20 protein-coding genes are annotated in these 20,175 nt (G+C 64.8%); 5 read left to right on the plus strand and 15 right to left on the minus strand.

The window, feature by feature from the left end; all coding sequences use genetic code 11:
• Window positions 1-10: 10 nt before the first annotated feature.
• From ASR47_RS09970 to ASR47_RS27405, 10 genes are all read right to left on the minus strand, one after another.
• Entirely contained in the window at window positions 11-1,729 is a 1,719-nt protein-coding gene (locus tag ASR47_RS09970) for a M56 family metallopeptidase (protein WP_065307623.1), read from the minus strand.
• On the minus strand, window positions 1,726-2,127 hold the full coding sequence (locus ASR47_RS09975) for a BlaI/MecI/CopY family transcriptional regulator (RefSeq protein WP_065307624.1): 402 nt from the start codon (window positions 2,125-2,127) through the stop codon (window positions 1,726-1,728). Before ASR47_RS09975 ends, ASR47_RS09970 begins: the two co-directional genes overlap by 4 nt.
• 66 nt (window positions 2,128-2,193) lie before the next feature.
• The gene (locus tag ASR47_RS09980; RefSeq protein WP_065307625.1) at window positions 2,194-3,720 is read right to left on the minus strand and encodes a hypothetical protein; all 1,527 of its coding nucleotides are present in this window, start codon (window positions 3,718-3,720) and stop codon (window positions 2,194-2,196) included.
• Window positions 3,721-3,780: 60 nt separating this feature from the next.
• A complete protein-coding gene (locus ASR47_RS09985) occupies window positions 3,781-5,121 on the minus strand; it encodes a DUF3422 family protein (protein WP_065307750.1) in 1,341 nt (446 codons plus the stop codon).
• 87 nt (window positions 5,122-5,208) lie between these two features.
• Window positions 5,209-6,417 carry a multidrug effflux MFS transporter gene (locus tag ASR47_RS09990; RefSeq protein WP_065307626.1) on the minus strand — a complete coding sequence of 403 codons (1,209 nt, stop codon included), beginning with the start codon at window positions 6,415-6,417 and terminating at the stop codon, window positions 5,209-5,211.
• The gene (locus ASR47_RS09995) at window positions 6,414-7,088 is read right to left on the minus strand and encodes a TetR/AcrR family transcriptional regulator (protein ID WP_065307627.1); all 675 of its coding nucleotides are present in this window, start codon (window positions 7,086-7,088) and stop codon (window positions 6,414-6,416) included. Before ASR47_RS09995 ends, ASR47_RS09990 begins: the two co-directional genes overlap by 4 nt.
• A 104-nt stretch (window positions 7,089-7,192) precedes the next feature.
• The gene (locus ASR47_RS10000) at window positions 7,193-7,660 is read right to left on the minus strand and encodes a copper chaperone PCu(A)C (RefSeq protein WP_150127748.1); all 468 of its coding nucleotides are present in this window, start codon (window positions 7,658-7,660) and stop codon (window positions 7,193-7,195) included.
• Between the two features lie 25 nt (window positions 7,661-7,685).
• Window positions 7,686-8,285 carry an SCO family protein gene (locus ASR47_RS10005; protein ID WP_065307628.1) on the minus strand — a complete coding sequence of 200 codons (600 nt, stop codon included), beginning with the start codon at window positions 8,283-8,285 and terminating at the stop codon, window positions 7,686-7,688.
• A gap of 68 nt (window positions 8,286-8,353) precedes the next feature.
• Entirely contained in the window at window positions 8,354-8,746 is a 393-nt protein-coding gene (locus ASR47_RS10010; RefSeq protein WP_065307629.1) for a DUF2946 family protein, read from the minus strand.
• 7 nt (window positions 8,747-8,753) lie between these two features.
• Window positions 8,754-9,377 carry a helix-turn-helix domain-containing protein gene (locus ASR47_RS27405; protein ID WP_065307630.1) on the minus strand — a complete coding sequence of 208 codons (624 nt, stop codon included), beginning with the start codon at window positions 9,375-9,377 and terminating at the stop codon, window positions 8,754-8,756.
• 171 nt (window positions 9,378-9,548) lie between these two features.
• Between ASR47_RS27405 and ASR47_RS10020 the strand changes: the two genes are divergently transcribed.
• Window positions 9,549-11,183, plus strand: coding sequence for an acyl-CoA synthetase (locus tag ASR47_RS10020; RefSeq protein WP_065307631.1), 1,635 nt, complete (start codon window positions 9,549-9,551; stop codon window positions 11,181-11,183).
• 6 nt (window positions 11,184-11,189) lie between these two features.
• Here ASR47_RS10020 and ASR47_RS10025 read toward each other — a convergent pair whose 3' ends face one another.
• The 3 genes from ASR47_RS10025 to ASR47_RS10035 form a co-directional block, all read right to left on the minus strand.
• Window positions 11,190-12,587 carry an MFS transporter gene (locus ASR47_RS10025; RefSeq protein ID WP_065307632.1) on the minus strand — a complete coding sequence of 466 codons (1,398 nt, stop codon included), beginning with the start codon at window positions 12,585-12,587 and terminating at the stop codon, window positions 11,190-11,192.
• A 7-nt stretch (window positions 12,588-12,594) separates the two neighbouring features.
• A complete protein-coding gene (locus ASR47_RS10030; protein WP_065307633.1) occupies window positions 12,595-13,311 on the minus strand; it encodes a ribonuclease T2 family protein in 717 nt (238 codons plus the stop codon).
• 68 nt (window positions 13,312-13,379) lie between these two features.
• On the minus strand, window positions 13,380-14,474 hold the full coding sequence (locus ASR47_RS10035) for a branched-chain amino acid aminotransferase (protein WP_065307634.1): 1,095 nt from the start codon (window positions 14,472-14,474) through the stop codon (window positions 13,380-13,382).
• A 254-nt stretch (window positions 14,475-14,728) separates the two neighbouring features.
• Here ASR47_RS10035 and ASR47_RS10040 point away from each other — a divergent pair, with 254 nt between their 5' ends.
• The 4 genes from ASR47_RS10040 (at window position 14,729) to ASR47_RS10055 (ending at window position 18,395) form a co-directional block, all read left to right on the plus strand.
• Window positions 14,729-17,281 carry a PepSY domain-containing protein gene (locus ASR47_RS10040; RefSeq protein ID WP_082988848.1) on the plus strand — a complete coding sequence of 851 codons (2,553 nt, stop codon included), beginning with the start codon at window positions 14,729-14,731 and terminating at the stop codon, window positions 17,279-17,281.
• Between the two features lie 106 nt (window positions 17,282-17,387).
• Complete coding sequence (locus tag ASR47_RS10045) at window positions 17,388-17,573, plus strand: hypothetical protein (protein ID WP_065307635.1); 186 nt, start codon at window positions 17,388-17,390, stop codon at window positions 17,571-17,573.
• A 144-nt stretch (window positions 17,574-17,717) separates the two neighbouring features.
• Window positions 17,718-17,870 (plus strand): hypothetical protein, encoded by a 153-nt coding sequence (locus ASR47_RS27410; protein ID WP_171898922.1) that lies wholly within the window; start codon window positions 17,718-17,720, stop codon window positions 17,868-17,870.
• Between the two features lie 126 nt (window positions 17,871-17,996).
• On the plus strand, window positions 17,997-18,395 hold the full coding sequence (locus ASR47_RS10055) for a bacteriohemerythrin (RefSeq protein ID WP_065307637.1): 399 nt from the start codon (window positions 17,997-17,999) through the stop codon (window positions 18,393-18,395).
• Window positions 18,396-18,401: 6 nt separating this feature from the next.
• Here ASR47_RS10055 and ASR47_RS27625 read toward each other — a convergent pair whose 3' ends face one another.
• Together ASR47_RS27625 and ASR47_RS10065 are read right to left on the minus strand one after the other, a co-directional pair.
• Window positions 18,402-19,283 (minus strand): hypothetical protein, encoded by an 882-nt coding sequence (locus ASR47_RS27625; protein ID WP_174551162.1) that lies wholly within the window; start codon window positions 19,281-19,283, stop codon window positions 18,402-18,404.
• Window positions 19,284-19,378: 95 nt separating this feature from the next.
• On the minus strand, window positions 19,379-20,131 hold the full coding sequence (locus tag ASR47_RS10065) for a nucleotidyltransferase domain-containing protein (RefSeq protein ID WP_065307639.1): 753 nt from the start codon (window positions 20,129-20,131) through the stop codon (window positions 19,379-19,381).
• Window positions 20,132-20,175: the final 44 nt, after the last annotated feature.

Raw genomic sequence — 20,175 nt, forward strand, 5'->3', positions numbered from 1 at the left:
TTCTCCACGGTTAAAAATGGGTAGTTCCAGCCAGAGCGTTGCGGATGCGGGCCGCATCGAGGCTGCGCCGCTCGGCGCCATCGGCGTCCAGCAGCACTACCGTGACGTGCTTGCCACCGCTCTTCATGCGCATGGACAGGCAGCTGCCGGCCTCCCTGCTGCTGCCGGTCTTGGACAATACAATATCCCAGCCCTGGCCGCCGACGAGCGCATTGGTGTTGTGCAAGGTGCGTGTCTTGCCATTCACGGCCACATCGGCTTGGGCAGCCGTGGTGATGCGCGCGATCTCGGGATAACGCGCAGCCGCCGCCACGATGCGCGCCACTTCGGTGGCAGTCGAGGTATTGGACGGCGTGCGCCCGACCGGGTCGTTCAAGCGGGTGCGGGTCAGATTCAGGCTGCGGATCTTGGCCTGCATGGCTGCATCGAACGCCGCGCGGCCGCCGGGATAGGTGCGCGCCAGGGCGGCGGCGGCGCGGTTTTCGGAAGGCAGCAGCGCCAGTTGCAGCAGCAGCGCGCGCGGCACACTCACGCCATCGGCCAGCAGGCCATGGCGCTGACCAACGCCATCGGCGCGCACGATGCGAAGCAGCTCATCGGGGTCGAGCCCGGCGTCAAGCACCACCATGGCCGTCATCAGCTTGGTGATGGAGGCGATCGGCACGATGGCGTCAGCGTCTTTGGCCATCAGCACCTTGCCCGACTCTTCGTCGAGCACCAGCATATGGCGGGCGCTGACAGGTAGCGACAGCAGGCTGGAAGCGACCTCGGCAATCTTGGGTGTGCCGGGCACGGACTGCCCGTGCGTCTGCATCAGCAAGGTGGCGCCGGCCAGCAGCAAGGCGGGCACGGCCGTTTTCCAGCCAGCCTGGCCGGCCAGCGGCGCGGGCGCCATCAGCGACTGTATGCGTGCAAGCAAGGCGCCACCGCGCGCTGCTACCAGCAAGCCCGGCTGGCGCAGGGTTTGCCTATGCTGCGACAAGGCATACAGGGCGCTGGCCAGCTGCTGCGGATCGGGCAGCGCCTGCGCCGCCAGCGCATCGGCCACCAGTTCGCGCTCGGCGCGCATGCGGGCCGACAACCACCAGACGACAGGATGAAAGAACAGCAGCGCCTCGGCCACGCTTTGCAGCAGGTTGACCAGGTAATCCCAGCGCCGCACATGGGCCAGTTCATGGGCCAGCAGGGCGACGATCAGCGGCACCGGCATGCCGCTCAGCAAGGACGCTGGCAGCAGCACAAGGGGACGAAAAAAACCCACCGTCACAGGACTGGCCAGCGCCGCGTGCAGCCTGAGTGGAACCGAAGAACGCAGACCCATGCGCTGCGCCAGCGCATCGAGCCTGGACTGCCACTGCGCGGGTGCGCTCACGGCCTGGCGGCGCAGCCGGCCTACCCAAGCCAGGCCCAGCAGCAATCGCACACTCATCAGAGCGACACCGGCGCTCCAGGCCAATACCAGCGAAGGCATCCAGGCTTGCAGCGCTGCGGCGGGCAAGGCGGAAAACGATGGCGCCGGCGCGTCCTGCGCCAGCAGATACAGCAGATGCGCAACGGGCATGCACAGGCACAGCAGCAGCGCCAGCGCGCAGACGGCATAGCGCGCCCGTGCATCCATGCCGCGCAGCAGCGACAAGGCAGCGGCCGTGAGCAGGCCCAGCAACAGCGCCTGCCAGACGAAATACAGCAAGGACCAGCCCAGCGCGGCGATCACCATGCTGGTGTTCATGGCTGCCTGTCCTCTTTGCTGCCTTTGCTGCTGAGGATTTTTTCAATTTCCAGGCGCTCGGCGTCGCTCACATGCTCGCGCAGCGCGGTCAGCACCAGCGCCTTGCCGGAGCCGGCAAACACCTTGCCGATCAGATCCTTGAGCAAGCTGGTCTGCACTTTTGCCTGCGCCTCGACCGCCGAGTACAGCTGCGGCCGCCGGCTTTCGTCGCGGCTCAGCAGGCCCTTGCCATGCATCAGTTGCAACTGGCGCAAAACAGTCGCGTAGCTGGCGTCGGCACGCTCGAGCGCAAGAAAATCATGGACGGCGCGGGCATCGAGCGGACCGTGCTGCCACAGGATGCGCAGCAGGTCCAGTTCGGCGGCGGTAGGCGTGGGGAGTGGGGCAGGTTTTGACATGACGCCAGCATACCCACACTAGAACTTTATGTCTAGAACTTTATTTCTACTCAGGGCATGCCTGCGTCAGAAATCACGCAATTGGTCGAATAACTCATACAAGCGTTCCTGCCGCACCAGCGCAGCCCCCTGCTCTCCCAGGTCCAGTTCCAGCTGTTTCAATACATCCGCCAGCACGCTGTAGATTTCCTCGCGCTCCACGGTTTCGATCATGCCGGAGCGATCCATCTTGTTGAAATCCACGGTATAGGCCGTCACCATCGTGTCCAGCGCGGCTGCCGCCTCCGCCGCCGGCATGCCGGCGTCGATGGCGCGCGTGGCGGCCAGCAGGTTCTTGTAAGCCAGCGCCGCCTTCTTTGCCTGGGCTGCCGAGATGTGCTCGCGCCCGTCCCAGTCGCGAAACGGATTGTGCAAATTCTCGGCCAGCCAAGCCGGTTTGCGCGGCTTGCTGATCGACAAGTCCAAGCCTTGCGCCGCCGCTGTCTTGTACGCCGTCTTGACGGCCCTGGCCACATCGGCCGGCACGCTGGTCATCCACAGGCTGGCCAGTTTCGGCAATTGCCCGGGCGCTGGAAATGCGTCCGCTTCAAAGCCGAAGATATCGAACGTGGTCAGCATCTGCAACTGGGGCAGCTGCGCGATGCTGTGCATATTGCGCGCCATGCCGGGCTTGCCCCAGAGGCGCAGCTCGCGCAAATGCGCAAAGCGCTCGACCACCGTCGTCAGGTCGATCTCGTTGACGCCGGTCAGCGACAGCGCGCCCAGGTGGTCCAGGCCCTGCAGGGCCGGCATGTTCTCCACGCACTGCAAGCTCAGGTCACGCCCCTGCTCCGCCTGCTCGACCTGCAACTGCGGCGATGGCATGGCCGTCAGCGAAAACAGATGCAGGCCGGGATTGAGGCGCACCCTGGCAACCCCATCGGGCTGCAGTATGAAACGGTTCAGGCCGGTGGCGCTGACATCGATATCGGTAACTGTCGAGGATTGCCAGTGCAGCTCGTTGATGAACGGGTGCTGCTGGATATACGCCATCAGTTCGGGCGTGCCCTTGCTGGTTTCGAGCGTCATCAGGCAAGGCAGCAGGTCCAGTTCGGACAAGTCCTTGATGGCGTCCAGTATGCTGTCGTTGATGCGGGTCGCGTCCTGCCTGAAGACGTGGCCGCCGACGATCACCTTGTTGCTGCTCGATGCGGCCCGGAATTGCTTGCGCCGCGCGGGGTCGATCCGCTCCCAGCTGCGCTGGCGCGCCGTGCCGGCACCCACGTTCCAGCCGAACTTGTAGGTGCTGACGTCGTCTTCCACCAGCGGCGGCAGGTTGGCAATGAACACATGGCCGGGCGGCACATTGGCCGTCACATAGCCGTGATCGAGGCGATTCCTGATGAAGAAATAGTTGCAGCGCAAGGGCTGCATGCGGCTGGCCGCGTCCGCATCGGGCAAGGCGTCGCCCGTCCAGTCCAGTTCCAGCACGGCCGCCAGCGGCTTGCCCCTGGGCGTCCTGGGCGGCTGGAGATGGGTCACCTGGCACGCCACGTATTGCTGCAGCTCCACTGAAAACACACTGTAGATATCGCCGACATTTGCTGGCACCATGGCTCCTCGTTATGCTCGATGCCGGACGATAGCAAAATTCAGGCGTGGCCGTCGTCCTGCTCAGTGCGCATGCAGCTTGTGATGCAGGCGCCTCAGCCCCAGCCAGACGCCGGCGGCCACGAACGGCACCAGCGCGCCAACCAGGATTTCCGGGTTGACCGGCAGGCCCATCACCTTGGCCGCCTTGCCCGTGTAGCTGAACAGGCCGATCACATAGTAGGAAATGGCCGCCACCGACAGGCCTTCGACGGCCTGCTGCAGGCGCAATTGCTGGGCGGCGCGTTCGTTCATCGATTGCAATATCTGCCGGTTCTGCAATTCCTGCACGATGCCGACGCGGGTGCGCAGCAGGTCGTTGGTATTGGCGATGCGCTGGGCCATCGCTTCCTGGCGGCTGGCCATGGCGGCGCAGGTATTCATGGCCGGCGTCAGGCGGCGGTCCATGAATTCCTCGACCGTCGGGATGCCTTCGATGCGCACCTCGCGCAGCTCTTCGATGCGGGCCCGGACCAGGCCCATGTAGGCTTTCGAGGCGGAAAAACGATAGCTGTTGTCGAGCGAGAGTTTTTCGATGCGGGCGGCCAGGCGCGTGATGCGGTCGAGCAAGGCCTGCTCGGCGGCGCCGTCATCGCCGCGCGCCTTGTCCGCATCGGTTTCGACCATGGCGGCGGCCAGGGTGGCCAGCTCGTTTTCAATCGCGTTGAGCGTGGGCGCGGCCTGCATGGCGTAAGGCAGGCCCAGCAAGGCAAACATGCGGTAGGTTTCGATTTCCAGCACGCGCTGCACCAGGCGGCCCGACTGCTGCGAGCGCATGCCCGCGTCGCGGATAATGAAGCGGCTGAAGCCGTCGGACTGGATGGTGAAATCGGTCCACAATTCACCGCCCTGCAGCACTTCGCTGCCAGCCAGGGTATTGCCTTCGAATACGCGCGACAGGCCCTGCATATAGGTATCGGCAGGCTCGACGGCGCGCTCGAGGACCACGTGGGCCGCCACCATCAGCTTGCCTTTGAGGCCCGCCAGCCACTGTTGCGGCAGTTGCTCGAGCGGCATGGATTCGAAGGCTTGCGCCAACGGCAGCGGGGCGGCGCAATGCTCGGCAAAGGTGAAGGTGGCAAATTCCGTATGGCATTCCCACTTCAGGCGGAAACGGCCGAAGTCATAATAGAAATACTTCGCTTCGCCGCTGGGACCGGTCACGCCGAAATGCGTGCATAGTGCCGCCAGGGTGGCGTGCTGGGCCTGCATATTCGACATGCCCTGCTCTTGCGCGTCATTGCTGTAGACGGCCAGGTGGGTGATCAGTTCCGGTGCATCGAGCTGCAAAAAGGGCCGCGAATGGATCTCTGCGGCCAGCGGCACGCGCAGGGCGTGGTTCAGACTGGCGTTAATAAGGTGCATGGCGCTGCCCATAAAGTTACAAAGTTGCCTGGCCCCTGCAGGCGGCCGATGGATACAGTGTAACAAAGCAGAAAGCATGCCCGACTATTAGTTGTTTTTAGCTCCCAATCCCAACGCTTGCGAGGCCGCCCGGCGCGTGCCCAGCCACCAGAAGAAACCGGCCAGGACAACGGCCGCCGCCTGCCCCAGCGCCAGCTTGAAACCGCTGTCGAACAGCAACGGCGCGACAAAGCCCGACACCAGCGCAAACAGCACCATCTGCACGAAGTTCTGCAGCGAGGCGGCCAGGCCGCGCATCTGCGGGAAGATATCGAGGGTCGACATGGTCATGCCCGGCAAGGCCAGCGACATGCCGAACGCATACAGCGCCACCGGTGCCACGGCCCACGGCAGGCTGGCGGCAAACCAGTGGTTGTAGACCAGGTTCAGAACAGCGGTGGCCGCCATTACCAGCGTGCCCCAGCGCACCTGCGTGGCACCGGGCACGGAATGGGCCAGCTTGCCCGACAGGGCCGAGCCCAGCACCAGGCCCGCCACCATCGGCACGAACATCCAGCCAAACGCGGTTTCAGGCAGACGCAGCAGGTCAAGGATGAAATGCGGCGCCGAGGCGATATACAGGGCAAAGCCGCCAAACGCAAAGGCGACGGCCAGGGAGCGCAGCAAAAAGACCTGGTGGCGCAGCGCCTGCCAGTAATTGGCGGCGATGGTGCCAGGATGAAACGGCTGGCGCTGGGCGGCGGGCAAGCTTTCCGGCAAGCCTTTCAGGCAGGCCAGCATCAGCAGCACCGTGACGGAAAAAGTGAACACAAACGTCGACTGCCAGCCATAGGCCACGTGCAGCCAGCCGCCGATAATCGGCGCGATGGCCGGCGCGATGCCGAACACCATCATGATATTGGCCAGCATCTTTTGCGCGGCAGCACCGGACAAGGTATCGCGCACGATGGCCTGGCCGATCACCCTGCCCGCCCCGGCCGAGGCGCCCTGCATGCCACGGAAAAACAGCAGCCAGCCAAAGCTGGGCGCAAACGCGGCGCCGATCGAGCCGATGGCAAAAATCAACAGTGAAGCGAGGATCACGGGACGGCGCCCGAACGAGTCGGACATGGTGCCATAGAACAAGGTCATGAAGGCATAGGCGGCCAGATACACGCTCAGGGTCTGCTGCACCAGCACGCTGCTGACATCGAAATGGGTGGCGATCGCCGGGAACGAGGGCAAAAAGGTATCGGTGGCGAACGGGCCCAGCATGGACAGGCCGGCCAGCACCAGGGTCAGGTTGCGCGCTTTCATGCCGGCACCTCTGCCGTGTATTGCGCCCGCATGCCGGCCAACGCGGCGAGCGAAAACTGCGCCACATGGCTGGCGATGACGGCGATGCCCGCCTGGTCATAGGTAATCTCGGGCGCCACGATTTCATGCACGACGCGCGAGCGCGCATAGAACACGGCCTGGCCGACCACGCTGAACACGCATTTCTGCACTACCTCGGCCGGCATGGCCGGCCCCACCACGGCACGGATCAGGGCGTTAAACAGCGTCTCCCGTGGCAGCACATGGCGCTCGACCAGCTTGTGAATGGCGGCCGTCGGCTCGATCAGCTCGCGCGCTACCAGCCGGCTGAACAGCGACGCAGGGCCACTGCGCAGCATGTCGGACACCAGCGCTTCGATGGCCAGGCGCAACTGCTCGACGGGCGCCACCTGCGCCGCCGCACTGGCCGCCGCGACTGCCGGCGCCGAGGCGTCGGCCAGCTCGCGCGCATGGTCGAAGGCGGCCAGATGCAGCGCTTCCTTGCTGTGAAAATAGTAATTGACCATCGCCACATTGACCTGGGCCGCGTCGCAAATCTTGCGCACGGAAGTGCTGGCATAGCCGTATTCCGCAAACAGCTCGGCCGCTGTTTGCAAGATACGGGCGCGGGCCGGTTCGCCGGCTGGTTCGGTGTTTTTTTCGATGGGCATTGTCAACAATAAATTAAACAGTTGTTTGATATTGTATCAAACAACTGTTTAATTTTCAAGCCGGCGTTAAAAAGCCCGGCGTACCGGGCTGCGGACAGCGACGATCAGTGCTGCATGGAATGCGCCGCCGGTGCGCCGCCCAGCGGACGGGCCACGGCGCTGACCTCGACGGTTTCGCGTTTCTTGTCCTCGCCTTCCAGCACCAGGATCAGCGGCACCTTGTCGCCCGCCTTGACCTGGCCCTTGAGGTCGAGCAGCATCACATGGTAGCCGCCCGGCTTCAGTTCGACGGCCTTGCCGGCTGGCAGCGCGAGCTCCTTGACCTGGCGCATGCGCATCATATTGTCGCTCATGCTCATTTCATGGATTTCGGCCACGCCGGCGACCGGCGAACGCACTTCGACCAGGCGCATGGCCTTGGGCGCCGTGATCTGCATGAAGGCGCCGGTGGCTTTTTGCTGCGCCACGGTGGCGCGCACCCATGGCTCGGTGACGGTAACGGCGCCTTGCGCGGCGGCGGAAAAGGACAGGACGGCCAGGGTGGCGGCAACAACGGTTTTCAGATGCAGCATGGTGAATTCCTCGTGGTGATAGTGTTTATAAGGTGTATTTGGCGGTCATCAAAGTCTTGATGTCTTGCGCGCATTCATCGGCCGTCAGCAGGTGCTTGAGGCCCAGGCGCATGCGCCCCTGCTTGTCGAGCACATAGCTGATGGCCGTATGGTCCATGGTGTAGGAACTGCCGCTCGGCACGCGGCGGTAGAACACCTTGTAGTTGAAGGCGGTCTGCGCCGTGTTTTTCTCGTCGGTGCGCAGGCCGAGAAAACTGGGGTCGAAGGCGCGCATGTATTCGCCCAGCAAGGCGGCCGTATCGCGCTCGGGATCGATGCTGATAAAGATCACCTGCAGCTGGTCGGCGTCAGGACCGAGCTTGTTGCGGATTTCAACCGCGCGCGACAGGGCCGTCGGGCAGACGTCCGGGCATTGCGTGAAACCGAAGAAGACCATCACATACTTGCCCTTGAAGTCGGCCAGGGTGTAGACCCTGCCGTCGGGGCCGCTCAGCTTGAAGTCGGGCTTGTAATCGCCGCCGGTCAGGTCGATGCCGTTGTAATGGGGTTTCGGTTCGGGCTCGCCGCAGGCGGCAAGCGTCAGCACACCCGCCGTGCCGGCGAGCAGGAATAAGCGACGTTTCATGTGGTATCAGGCCCGATGGGCGTAGTAACAGCTAAAGAATGCCGCGTGGCGGCTGGAAAGACGGAAACTCAGGCGATCGACGGCGGCCCGCGCGGACGCGCGCCCTGCCAGGCGAACTGCGGCTGCGGCGCCTGGCGCAACAGCGGCGGATACGCATCATGCCCCTTGATCACGGCAAGCAGCGGCGGCGCTGGCGGCAAGGCCAGGCTGGCCGCATGATGCATGCAGTACAGGCAATGTTCGATCTGCCGGAGGTCTGGCTGCGTATCCGGCCTGGAGCCGGACAGGGCTGCAAGATCAGCCTGCGTGTAGACGGCGCCGCTGGCCGAGCAGATGTCGACCACGGCATTGCCCTGGCCACCGGCAAACGCATGGGACAGCGAGGGCGACAGGGCATTGAGCAGCAGCGCCAGGCAGGCGAACCACAGACTCCATTGCTTGCGCTGTAAAAAATGTCCCATGCGGCGATTATAGCGGAGTATCGGCTGGCGGGACCGGCGCGCGCAGGAACAGGCTGGGGCGCACGCCGGCCACATCGGTGCAGGCGTCGCAAAACGCCGGCACCGAGGCAAAGCCGGAGCCGGCCGCCACTTCCGCCAGCCCGCGTCCCTCATCCGTACCAGGCTGCGCGGCCGTATGCAGGGCATGCGCGAGCCGCTGTTCACGCACCAGGCTCAGCAAAGCTTCGCCTTCGGCAAACAGGCGCGAGCGCGCCTTGTGCGGTGTCACCTGCCATAGCGCGGCCAGGCGGGCGGCGCTCCACTGCCCCTGCGGAAACTGGAAAATATGCCGGGCCAGCGCGCGGCTCCAGCGCTTGCCGCCGGCATCGCCAGCCGGCGCGCCTCCTCGCTCATCGTCCCGCTTCTCGTCCTCTTCCAGCGCCAGGCTGAACACGGCCGGCTTGCCGCGTCCCGGCATCACGTCGCAGGCAAAGCGCAAGAAGGCGGGCACCACAAAGCTGTCGCCGCTACCCAGTTTTTTGGTGGCGATTTCATTGTGCAAGGTGACAAATCCCTGGCGCACGGTCACGCGCAGGGGCAGCGGAAAACGCAGGCCCAGCAGGTGTTGCGGAGAATGGGAAACCAGGGCCATGGATCAGCCTGCGCAGCCGCACAGGGGCGGACAGGGGCGCGCTGTTCTGATGCAGTCCATCTTGTCCTTTTCTTGTGACTTCGACGATATTGATTGTACGGCATCGGTGCTATGCTAGAGAGACCAGCCCCGCCCACAGGGAGCAGCAGCTTTTCAATCAGGAGACACACCATGACACCCGATTTCAATACCGGCCTGGGCAAGAACAGCGCCAATTATGCCGCCCTCACTCCGCTCGACTATATTGCCAGGGCAGCCGAAGTATATGGCAATCGCCTGGCGATTGCCCATGGCGGCGTGCGCCAGAACTGGCGCGACACCTATGCCCGCACCCGCCGCCTGGCCTCGGGCTTGATGAAACTGGGCGTGGGCGTCGGCGACACGGTGGCCGTGATGCTGCCCAATACACCGGCCATGGTCGAAGCGAGCTTTGGCGTGCCGATGGCCGGCGCGGTGCTCAATGCCCTCAATATTCGCCTGGACCTGGCGTCGCTGACCTTCATGCTGCGCCATGGCCAGGCCAAGGTCTTGCTGGCCGATACGGAATTTGCCGAGCTGGCGCGGCAGATGGCGGCGCAGATTCCCGAACTGCGCGTGATCCAGGTCAATGATGTGCTCGGGCCGCAAGTGGCACCATTTGCCGAGCTGGACTACGAAAGCCTGCTGGCCAGCGGCGACCCCGATTATGCCTGGCAGCCGCCCGCCGACGAATGGGATGCGATCGCCCTCAACTACACGTCCGGCACCACGGGCGACCCGAAAGGCGTGGTCTACCATCACCGGGGCGCGGCCCTGAACGCGCTGTCGAATATTCTGGAGTGGGACATGCCCAGGCACGCGGTCTATCTGTGGACCTTGCCCATGTTCCACTGCAATGGCTGGTGTTTTCCCTGGACCATCGCCGCGCGCGCCGGCGTCAACGTGTGCCTGCGCAAGTTCGAACCGAAGCTGGTGTTCGACCTGATGCGCGAACTGCGCGTCACGCACTATTGCGCCGCGCCCATCGTGCATGCGGGCCTGGCCAATGCGCCGGCCGCCTGGCGCGAAGGAATCGACTGGACCGTGCGCGGCATGGTGGCCGGCGCGCCGCCGCCGGCGGCCATGGTGGCGCGCATCGAAGAAATGGGCTTTGACCTGATCCACTCGTATGGCCTGACGGAAGTGTACGGCCCGGCCGCCATCTGCGCCGAGCAGGAGGAATGGGCCTGGCTGTCACCCGAGGAGCGCGCCGTCATGAAGTCGCGCCAGGGGGTGCGCTACCATCTGCAAAGCGAGGTGGCGGTGCTCGACCCCGAGACCATGCTGCCGGTGGCCGCCGACGGCGAGCAGGTGGGCGAGATCATGTTCCGCGGGAATATCTGCATGAAGGGTTACCTGAAGAACGAAAAGGCGACACAGGACGCGTTCGCCGGCGGCTGGTTCCATACGGGCGACCTGGGCGTGCGCTATCCGGACGGCTATATCAAGCTCAAGGACCGCAGCAAGGACATCATTATTTCCGGCGGAGAGAACATTTCAAGCGTGGAAGTGGAAGACGCCTTGTACCACCACCCGCAGGTGCTGGCCGCCGCCGTCATTGCCCAGCCCGACGAGAAATGGGGCGAAACGCCGTGCGCCTTTGTCGAACTGCGCGAAGGCGCCAGCGTGACGGAAGCCGAGCTGATCGCCTTTTGCAAAACCAACCTGGCCGGCTTCAAGGTGCCGAAGGCGATCTATTTTGGTCCCCTGCCGCGCACCTCGACCGGCAAGATCCAGAAATTCGAACTGCGCAAGCGCATGCAGTCCGACAAGGCGATCGACGTCTGACGCGCTTCAACTGTGCGTGGCCGGCCGCGCCACCACCAGCCTTGAAAAGCTGGCGATGCAGGCCAGCGCCGCAAAGCCTGCCGCCAGGCACAACGCATAGGTCGTGCCCTGGCTGGCCGAGACCGTGAAGCAATACGCCACCAGCGCCGCGCCCGTGGCCTGCCCCACCAGGCGCGAGGTGGCGACCACGCCGCTGGCGCCGCCACCGCGCTGCGGCGGCGCGCTGCCCATGATGGCTTTCAGGTTGGGCGCCTGGAAAAAGCCGAAACCGATGCCGCACAGCGCCATGCGCCAGCCGATATCGACCACGCTGGGGTTGGCCGGTATCCACACCAGCGTCAGCAGCCCCGTGGCCAGCGCCGCCAGGCCGATTCCGCCCAGCACGCCCGGCGAATAGCGGTCGCTCAGCCTGCCGGCAATCGGCGCCATCACCGCCACCAGCACCGCCCACGGCGTCATCAGAAATCCCGTTTCGATGGGCGAGCGGCCCAGGGTGACTTCAAAATAAAACGGCAGCGACACGAAGGCCAGCCCTTGCGCGGCAAAGGTGCAGATGGCCGTCATGGACGAGAGAAAAAACAGCGGACGGCGAAACAGATCGATCGGCAACATCGGCGCCTGGTGGCCGCGCTGCCGGCGCAGCAGCAAGACAAAGAAGAGTGCCACCGCCACCAGTTCCGGCAGCAAGGTGGTCAAGGGCGCATGGTGGGCGGCGTCGCCGAACAGTAAAATCAGCAGCCCGAACGCGCCCACGTTGTACAGCGCGGTGCGCGCGTCCATGGTGTGCCCTGACAGTCTGGTGGCCGGCAGCATGCGCCTGGCGACAAAAAAACCGGCCACCCCCAGCGGCACATTGATGGCGAACAGCCACGGCCAGGAAGCGGTCGCCAGAATCAGCGAGGCGGCCGTGGGGCCGATGGCAAACGCCACGGCCACCACCAATGAATTATTGCCAAATGCGCGGCCCTGCAAATGCCTGGGGTACAGCACGCGCAACAGCGCCGTATTGACGCTCATCATGGCGCTGGCGCCCACGCCCTGAAACAGGCGCGCCACCACCAGCGAGGGCAAGGACCAGGCCAGAGCGCAGGCGAGCGAGGCCAGGGTGAACAGGAACATGCCGGAGATAAATACGCGGCGGTAACCGACGATTTCACCGAGCGCCGAAAACGGCAGCAACGTCGCCACCATCGCCAGCTGGTAGACATTGACGATCCATACGGACGCGGCCGGCGTCGTGTGCAGCTCGCTGGCGATCGCCGGCAAGGCCGTATTGGCGATCGCCGTATCGAGCGAGGCCATGCCCACGCCGATGGCCAGCGACAACATGGCCCAGCCGCGCGCGCCGGGCGGCAAACCGTCTTCGCCGACCATCACCGGCTGCGCCTTGTTGCTGTTGATCATGGCGGGCCTATTTCTGGCAATCGATGACTTTGAAATCTTTCGAGTAGCAGATGCGCAGCTCGCCCGAGTGTTTTTCATAGCCGAGCCAGCGGCCTTTCAGTTGCGGATTGTGTTCCTTCATCCACTGGAACAGTTCGTTTTTCGGCATGGTGGTGTCCGGTAATTTCAAGGCCTGGAACAGCTCGCGTTCCTTTTCGAAATATTCCTTGGCCGTGCCGAAATCGCAGGCGCCATGCTTTTCCCATTCGCCCTGCAGCAGCGCTTCGCCGGGCTGCATGCACATATACGGCAGGATCTCGGACGGCGCCAGTTTCGGCAGGTTGCCCTTGCAATAGCGCGGATGCAGGTCGGTCTTGCGCGGCGGCGTGACGGAAAGATCGTCGCAGCTGGCCGGATTGGCGGACTGCGCCCACAGGCCGTGCACGATCCAGCCGAAATGCTTGTTGTCCGCGCACTGGAAGGCGGCTTTTTTGGAAATTTCGCCACGGCGGCGCTGGCTGTCGCAAAAGCCGGGCGACCACGACAGCGCCAGCATGAAGTAGTCGGTTGGCACATTGGTGCTCTGCTTGTAGCAGGTATTTTTTTCGTCGGACGGCTTGACGTCGTAGTCGGCGTAGCTGACATTGCGCGGAATGGCGCACTGGGCGTCGGCGGCATGGACCAGGCTGCCGGACAGGCTCAACAGAAGTGTGGCAAGGGCGGGCAAGATAAAACGCGGCTGCATGGGGTTCCTCGAACGATGTAAAAACGCCGGCAACATGGTGCCGGCGCGGTATCAGTGCTGACGCCCGATCAGCAGACCGTGTGCATCCAGCCGTGCGTGTCGGCCTTGGTGCCATGCTGCAAGCCCAGCAGGGCCTCGCGCAGGGCCAGGGTGACGGCGCCGTTTTCGTTGTTGTTGATGGTCATTTCAAAGCCATTGGCCTTGGCCACGCCGACCGGCGTGATGACGGCGGCCGTGCCGCAGGCGAACACTTCGGTCATGCGGCCCGAAGCGATATCGTCGCGCCATTGCTGGACCGACAGCTTGCGCTCTTCGGTGGCATAGCCCAGGTCCTTTGCCATTTCCAGCAGGCTGCGGCGGGTAATGCCTGGCAACAGGGTACCCGTCAGTTCCGGCGTGACGACGGTGATTTTTTCGCCATCCTTGTACACGAAGAACAGATTCATGCCGCCCATCTCTTCGATGAACTCGCGGTGCACGGCGTCGAGCCAGACGACCTGGTCGCAGCCCTTCTCTTGCGCTTGCGACTGGGCCATCAGGCTGGCCGCATAGTTGCCGGCGCACTTGGCTTCACCGGTGCCGCCCGGCGCGGCGCGCACGAAGTCTTCGCTGATCCATACGGTGACCGGTTTCACGCCTTGCGGGAAATAGGCGCCAGCAGGCGAAGCGAACAGCACGAACAGGTATTCTTCCGACGGCCGCACGCCCAGGTACGGGTCGGTGGCGATCATCAGCGGACGCATGTACAGGCTCTCGCCGGTTTTCGTCGGCACCCAGTTGCGGTCGATGGAAATGAGGGCGTCGCCCGCTTCCAGGAACAGCTCGACGGGAATGGCCGGCATCGCCAGGCGCGCGGCGCTGCGGTTGAAGCGCTCGGCGTTCTGTTCAGGGCGGAAGGTCTTGATGCTGCCATCGGGCTGGGCAAACGCCTTGTAGCCTTCGAAAATGGCCTGGCCGTAATGCAGCGACGACGCCGACGGATCGAGCATCAACGGGCCGTAGGCCTTCAGTTCGCCCTGCTGCCATTGGCCGTCACGGTAAGGTATCACCACCATATGGTCGGTAAACACGCGGCCAAAGGCCGGCTTGTTCATGCGCTCGCCGCGCTCGGCGTCGGACAGGGGGTGGGCGGAAGGCGTGATGGTGATGTTCGATGTGGTCATGGGATATCGATGAGAGTAGGAAGTCAGGCGGCTATTGTAGTCCTTCGTCGCGGTGCAGGCAGCATGCCGCCCATGCGCGCGGGACAAAATGGCAGTATGCATGGCAAAACGCGGCGCGACAAGCGGATGGCCTGCCTCCTTGCCGGAAAAACCGGCCCAAGGTTTAGCGCGAATCATTCTCATTTGCGATATGATATGCCCCTTGTTGACGGTGTTCACCTTTGACCGCCCTGCCTCTGCCTGAAAGCCGATTCATGAGTACACCCACCATCGCCGCACCCCCGGCACCACGCGCCAGCACGCCATCGCCATCGGCGCCACTGCCCAGGGCGGGCGCACGCCAGCGCAACGCCACGCGCCGCAGCTGGCCCGGCTGGAAGCAGGTGTGGTTCCAGCTGCACTGGTTTATCGGCATTACGGCCGGCACGGTGCTGATGATCATTGGTCTGTCTGGCGCAACCATCTCGTTCAAGGATGAGCTGCTCGATCTGATGAATCCCGGCGTGCGCCATGTGGCAGTGGAAACACGCGCCACGCTGACGCCGGGCCAGCTGGCCAGCATGGCGGCAGCCGAACACGGCCAGCGCGTGGCCTCCGTCACCGTGTATGCCGAGCCGGGCGCCGCGCCGCGCGTGTTGTTTGCGCCGAAAGCGGGCGAGCGCCGTGGCGAGTCCATCTACGTCCACCCGTACACGGGCGCCACGCGGCCGGCCTTGCAGGGCGCCGGCTTTTTCGAATGGACCGAGTCCTTGCACCGCTGGCTGCTGCTGCCGCGCGAACCGGGCCGCCAGGTGCTCGGCGCGCTGGCGCTGTGCCTGCTGGGCCTGGCTTTGTCGGGCCTGTATCTGCGCTGGCCGCGCCGCCCGCTGGACTGGCGCACCTGGCTGACGTTCGACCCGGCCCTGAAAGGCCGCTCGTTCCTGTGGAACCTGCATGCCGTGATCGGCACCTGGTGCCTGGTGGTGTATGTGATGCTGACCCTGACCGGCATGTACTGGGCCTACGACTTTGTGCGCGACCATATCGACGCCTGGGCCGGCAAGCCGCCGCGCACGGCGCAGGCGCCGGCAAAGCCAGGTCAAGCGCGCGAGAAAAAACCGCAGGCCGCGCCAGTCGTCATCGACACCACCGTGGCCTGGAACGCCTTCCGGCAGCGCGCCGGCGCCTGGACCCTGGCCACCGTGCGCATGCCATCGCGCGCCGGCGAAGCGGTGCAATTCACCTGGCTGGCGGCGGACGCGCCGCACGACCGCGCGCGCAGCACCATGGCCATCCTGCCAGCCGACGGCCAGATCACCGAAGACAAGCCCTACGGCCAGCAAGGCACGGGGTCGCGCCTGGTCAGCGTGATTTACCCGCTGCATATGGGCACCTACTTCGGTTTGCCGGGCCGCATTATCGTCACCGTCGCCAGCCTGTGCATGCCGCTGTTCGGCATTACCGGCTGGATGCTCTACCTGGGCCGGCGCAAGGCCAAGCGGGCCGTGGCCGCGCAGCGCGCCATGCTGGGCGCCGGTGCGCAAGGCGCCCATGTCAGCGCCCTGCCAACCCTGGTGGCCTACGCCAGCCAGTCGGGCCAGGCCGAACGACTGGCCCTGGAAAGCGCGCGCGCCCTGCAGCAGGCCGGCGTGCCGGTCGACGTGCAGTCGCTCGATCAATTGACGCCGTCGCAACTGAGCCAGTATGAACGGGCGCTGATCGTTGCCAGCACCTTTGGCGAAGGCGAAGCGCCGGACGGCGCGCGCCGCTTTGCACGCCTGCTCGGCGACAGCAAGGCGCCCGAACTGAGGCGCCTGAACTTTGGCCTGCTGGCCCTGGGCGACCGCCATTACACCGAATTCTGCGGCTTTGGCCATGCGCTCGATGCGCGCCTGCGCGCGCTGGGCGCGACCGCCTTGTTCCCGCTGATCGAAGTCGACAAGCACGACGCCCAGTCGCTGGCCGACTGGTCGCAAGCGCTGGCGCGCGCCAGCGGCAGCCCCATCGACGCCATCGGCCACCAGGAAGCAGCCTCGTACGATGCGTGGACACTGACGCGCCGGGTGCTGCTCAATGCCGGCAGCCAGGGCGGCGCGCTGTACGAAATCGGCTTGTCCCGACCGACCGGCAGGCAATGGGAAGCGGGTGCGCTGGCCGAGATCATCGCTTGCAATATCGATGGCAGCGAAGGGCTCGACGCCGGCGGCAGCGCGCCGCATGCGCCGCGCAGCTATTCGCTGGCGTCCATGCCGCAGGACGGCGAACTGCAGTTGCTGGTGCGCCAGGAACGCCACCAGGGCGACACCAATGGCGGCTATGGCGTGGCCTCGGGCTGGCTGACGCAGTTCGCGCCGATCGGGAGCGCCATCCGCCTGCGCCTGCAAGCCAACCCGGCCTTCGCGCCGGCCTTGACCGATGTGCCGTGCATTTATATCGGCAACGGCTCGGGCCTGGCCGGCCTGCGTTCGCACCTGCGCGCGCGCCGCCAGGCCGGGCTGGCTCGCAACTGGCTGCTGTTCGGCGAGCGCCAGCGCAGCGTCGACAGCGTCTGCGCGCAGGAGCTGGAAGCGTGGCTGCAGGAAGGCCACCTGGCGCGCCTGGACCGCACCTTTTCGCGCGACGGCGAACCGCGCGAATATGTGCAGGACCGCCTGCGCAGCGCCGCCGATGAGTTGCACGCCTGGCTGCGGGACGGCGCCATCATCTACGTGTGCGGCAACCTGCAGGGCATGGCGGCCGGCGTCGATGCGGTGCTGCTCGACGCGCTGGGCCAGGATGGACTGGACGCGCTGCGCGCGCAAGGGCGCTACCGCCGCGACGTTTATTGATCTGGCGCAGACGAGCGTGACAGCCGGCGTCCTGTGTGGGGCGCCGCACGGTCGGGCCACGCCATCGGCCTACAGTGGAGCCATCTTTTTCAGCATGAGGTGCGCCATGAAAAACCCCTGGATGAGCATGTACCTGAGCGCCGCCAACCGCGTCGCCAGCACGGCGCGCGGCCAAGCGACGGCCGCCATCAAGCGCGAAGCGGCGAAAAACACGCGGCAGCTGACGCAAGTGTGGTTCGATTCCCTGCTGCCGCCGGCAGGCCGTCCGCGCAAACAGCGCAAGGCAAAATAAGGTCGAAACGGCACAGCTTGCTGCGGTGCGTCACAGCTATAAGTTGAACTTGTCGCCAGCTGTCCTACACTGCCGTCATGATGTCGTAGCATGACCGGCTGGCGCCGCATCCCCGCGCTGCCGCCGGCTTGCCGGGAGATGATCATGTTGACGCTCAAAGTGCTGGCCTGCCTTGCCCTGTCGTCGCTGATGCTGGTGCCGGTGGTGTTGCAGCGGTCCAATCCTTCCCTGGCGCAAGTGATGCAGACGCCCAATGTCGACGCCCATGCCATGTGGTCACAATGGCCGCAGCGTTGACACAGGTAGCTGTCGCCGGCGTTTGATCCCTGTGAAACTTTGACCCAGGTCATGGATTTCCGCGTCCAGCACGTCCACACTGGAACAGCCCGCTCAGCCCGAGGACGGGCTTACACAGGAGCTGGCATGTTGACATCTCAATGGAAACAGGACATGGCGCTGGGCGTTCCCGCCATCGACGAGGCGCACGAAGCGCTGTTTGACGAACTGGCGCGGCTGGCGCAACTGGCTGACCAGCATTTCAGCGCGGCCTTTCGCAAGCTGATCGCGGCCGTGGAGCGCGATTTCCGCGAAGAGGAAGACTTGATGGAAGAAATCGGTTTTACGTCGCTGGCCAACCACCGCGAACAGCATGCGCGCGTGCTGAGCGGCCTGCACCATGCCTGGGCCGCCGTCGACGAAGGCGACCTGGCGCAGGGACGCCACGCGCTGACGCTGCTGCCGCAATGGCTGCTGTTTCACCAGGCCACGATGGACCTGGCGCTGGCTGCGGCGCTGGAAATCGTGCAGCGCCAGTCCGACTGAAGCGCCCTAGAGCAGCAGCACCGTGGCCTGCTCCGGCAGCACCACGCGATACTGGCCCGGGTATTTGTCCTGGCCATCGAACGCCTTGCAATACACGGGCTGGTTGATGTCGTTGACGGCCGCATCATTCATGGGCAGGGTGGCGATCAGTTGCTGATCCTGCATCAGCTGCAAAGCGCTGCCCCGCTCGGGCGCGCAAAACGCCAGCGACCTGATCTCGCTGGCGAACAGCCGCTTGTACCAAGGCGTGATCGCGTGCACGGCCAGCCTGGCGTCGTGCAGCACCTGTGCCACCCTGGCCATGGTCCAGGCGTCGCGCGCCACGGCAGGCTGGATCACCATATTGGCCGTCAGTTCTCCCCTGCCCTTGTTGACCAGGAAACTGCCATCCTGGGCCGCGATCTCGTCATTGATGGGCACGATAAAGACACCGCCCTCGCCGACCTTGATCGCCATTGGCGCGCCATCGCCCTGCAAGGCCACGCGCACATCGTCGATGGTGGCGCTGAGCTTGGCCGGAATCAGCCGCAAGGCCATCACCACATTGCCGCGCGAGACCTGCCATACTTTTTTTGCCGTCAGATAGCTGTCGCGGTAGGCCGTAAAACGCACGCGCGGCGCCGCCGCCAGGTTGCTGGCGGTGACCTTGACCGACTGCGGCGTCACTTCCAGCAACTCGGAGGCGACAGGCTCGTCGGCAGGCGCGGCTGGAGCGGCTGGATCGGCGGGAACGTCTTGCGCTGGCGCCGGCGCTGTGTCCTGCTGCGGCAGCGCCGCCGGCTGCTCGTGCGCGGGCGCAGCAGGTGGCGCCGTCTGCACTTCCTGGGCATGGCCCGGCGACACGGCGCACAGCCATCCGGCACAGGCGATCCCTATCCATCTACGCATGCGACTCCTTCATCTGGCAAATTATCCTCTGCGCATTATCGCAGAACCATTTGAACAACGTGCACGTCCATGGACGGCTGTTTTGTGGCGAGGTCTCACTCGCGCCGCCAGTGGGCTGGCGCGGGCAAGTCGTAGCCTTCGAGCAAGGGGCCACCGGCCGGCGCCAGTATCGCCGCCGCCACTTGCGCATAGGCGTGCTGGCCGGCCGCCAAGTCGCTGGCCACCAGTCGCTGTGCGCAATCGAGCTGTTGGGCGAGCGTCGCATCGGCCGCATGCAACTGGCGAAACAGATGCTTGCCGCTACCGCTCCACCGTCCCGCCGCGCGCAGGTGCAGGTCGGCCAGCATGCCGTACAGCTCGCAGGCCACGGCCATCGCTTCGGCCGGATGGCGGCTGTCGACCAGGTCTTCGAGCGCGGTGGTAATGGCGTAGCGGCGCTGCCGCGATTGCAGCGTGGTCAGTACCGGCGGCCCGGCCGCGCAAGTGGCCTGGGCCAGCGCCCGCAGCGCGTCATATTGCGTGCCTGGCGCCACGATATTCTCGCCTTCCACCACCATCATCGCCAGCGGCACCTTGCCGCCCGGTGCATCGACATCGCGGCAAAAATAGCGGAACGTCGCCAGGTCATGCACAAACAGTTCGACCGTGCGCCCCTGGTAAATAATGGTGTTGCGCCAGGCGGCATCGACATGGTCGAACAGCAGCAGCAAGTCGATATCGGAACTGGCGGTCTGCCTGCCAGTGGCAAACGAGCCGCCGATCACGGCCGCCACCGCGCCCGCATAACGTTCATGCACCAGCTGCACGGCCAGCGCGCGGATCTCTTCGTAAGTCGCCATCATTTCCATCAACATCCTCCTGACGGCATGTTACACGTGTTTATATGCTGATA

The sequence above is a fragment of the Janthinobacterium psychrotolerans genome (assembly GCF_001677885.1).
GTDB classification, from domain to species: Bacteria; Pseudomonadota; Gammaproteobacteria; order Burkholderiales; family Burkholderiaceae_D; genus Janthinobacterium; species Janthinobacterium psychrotolerans.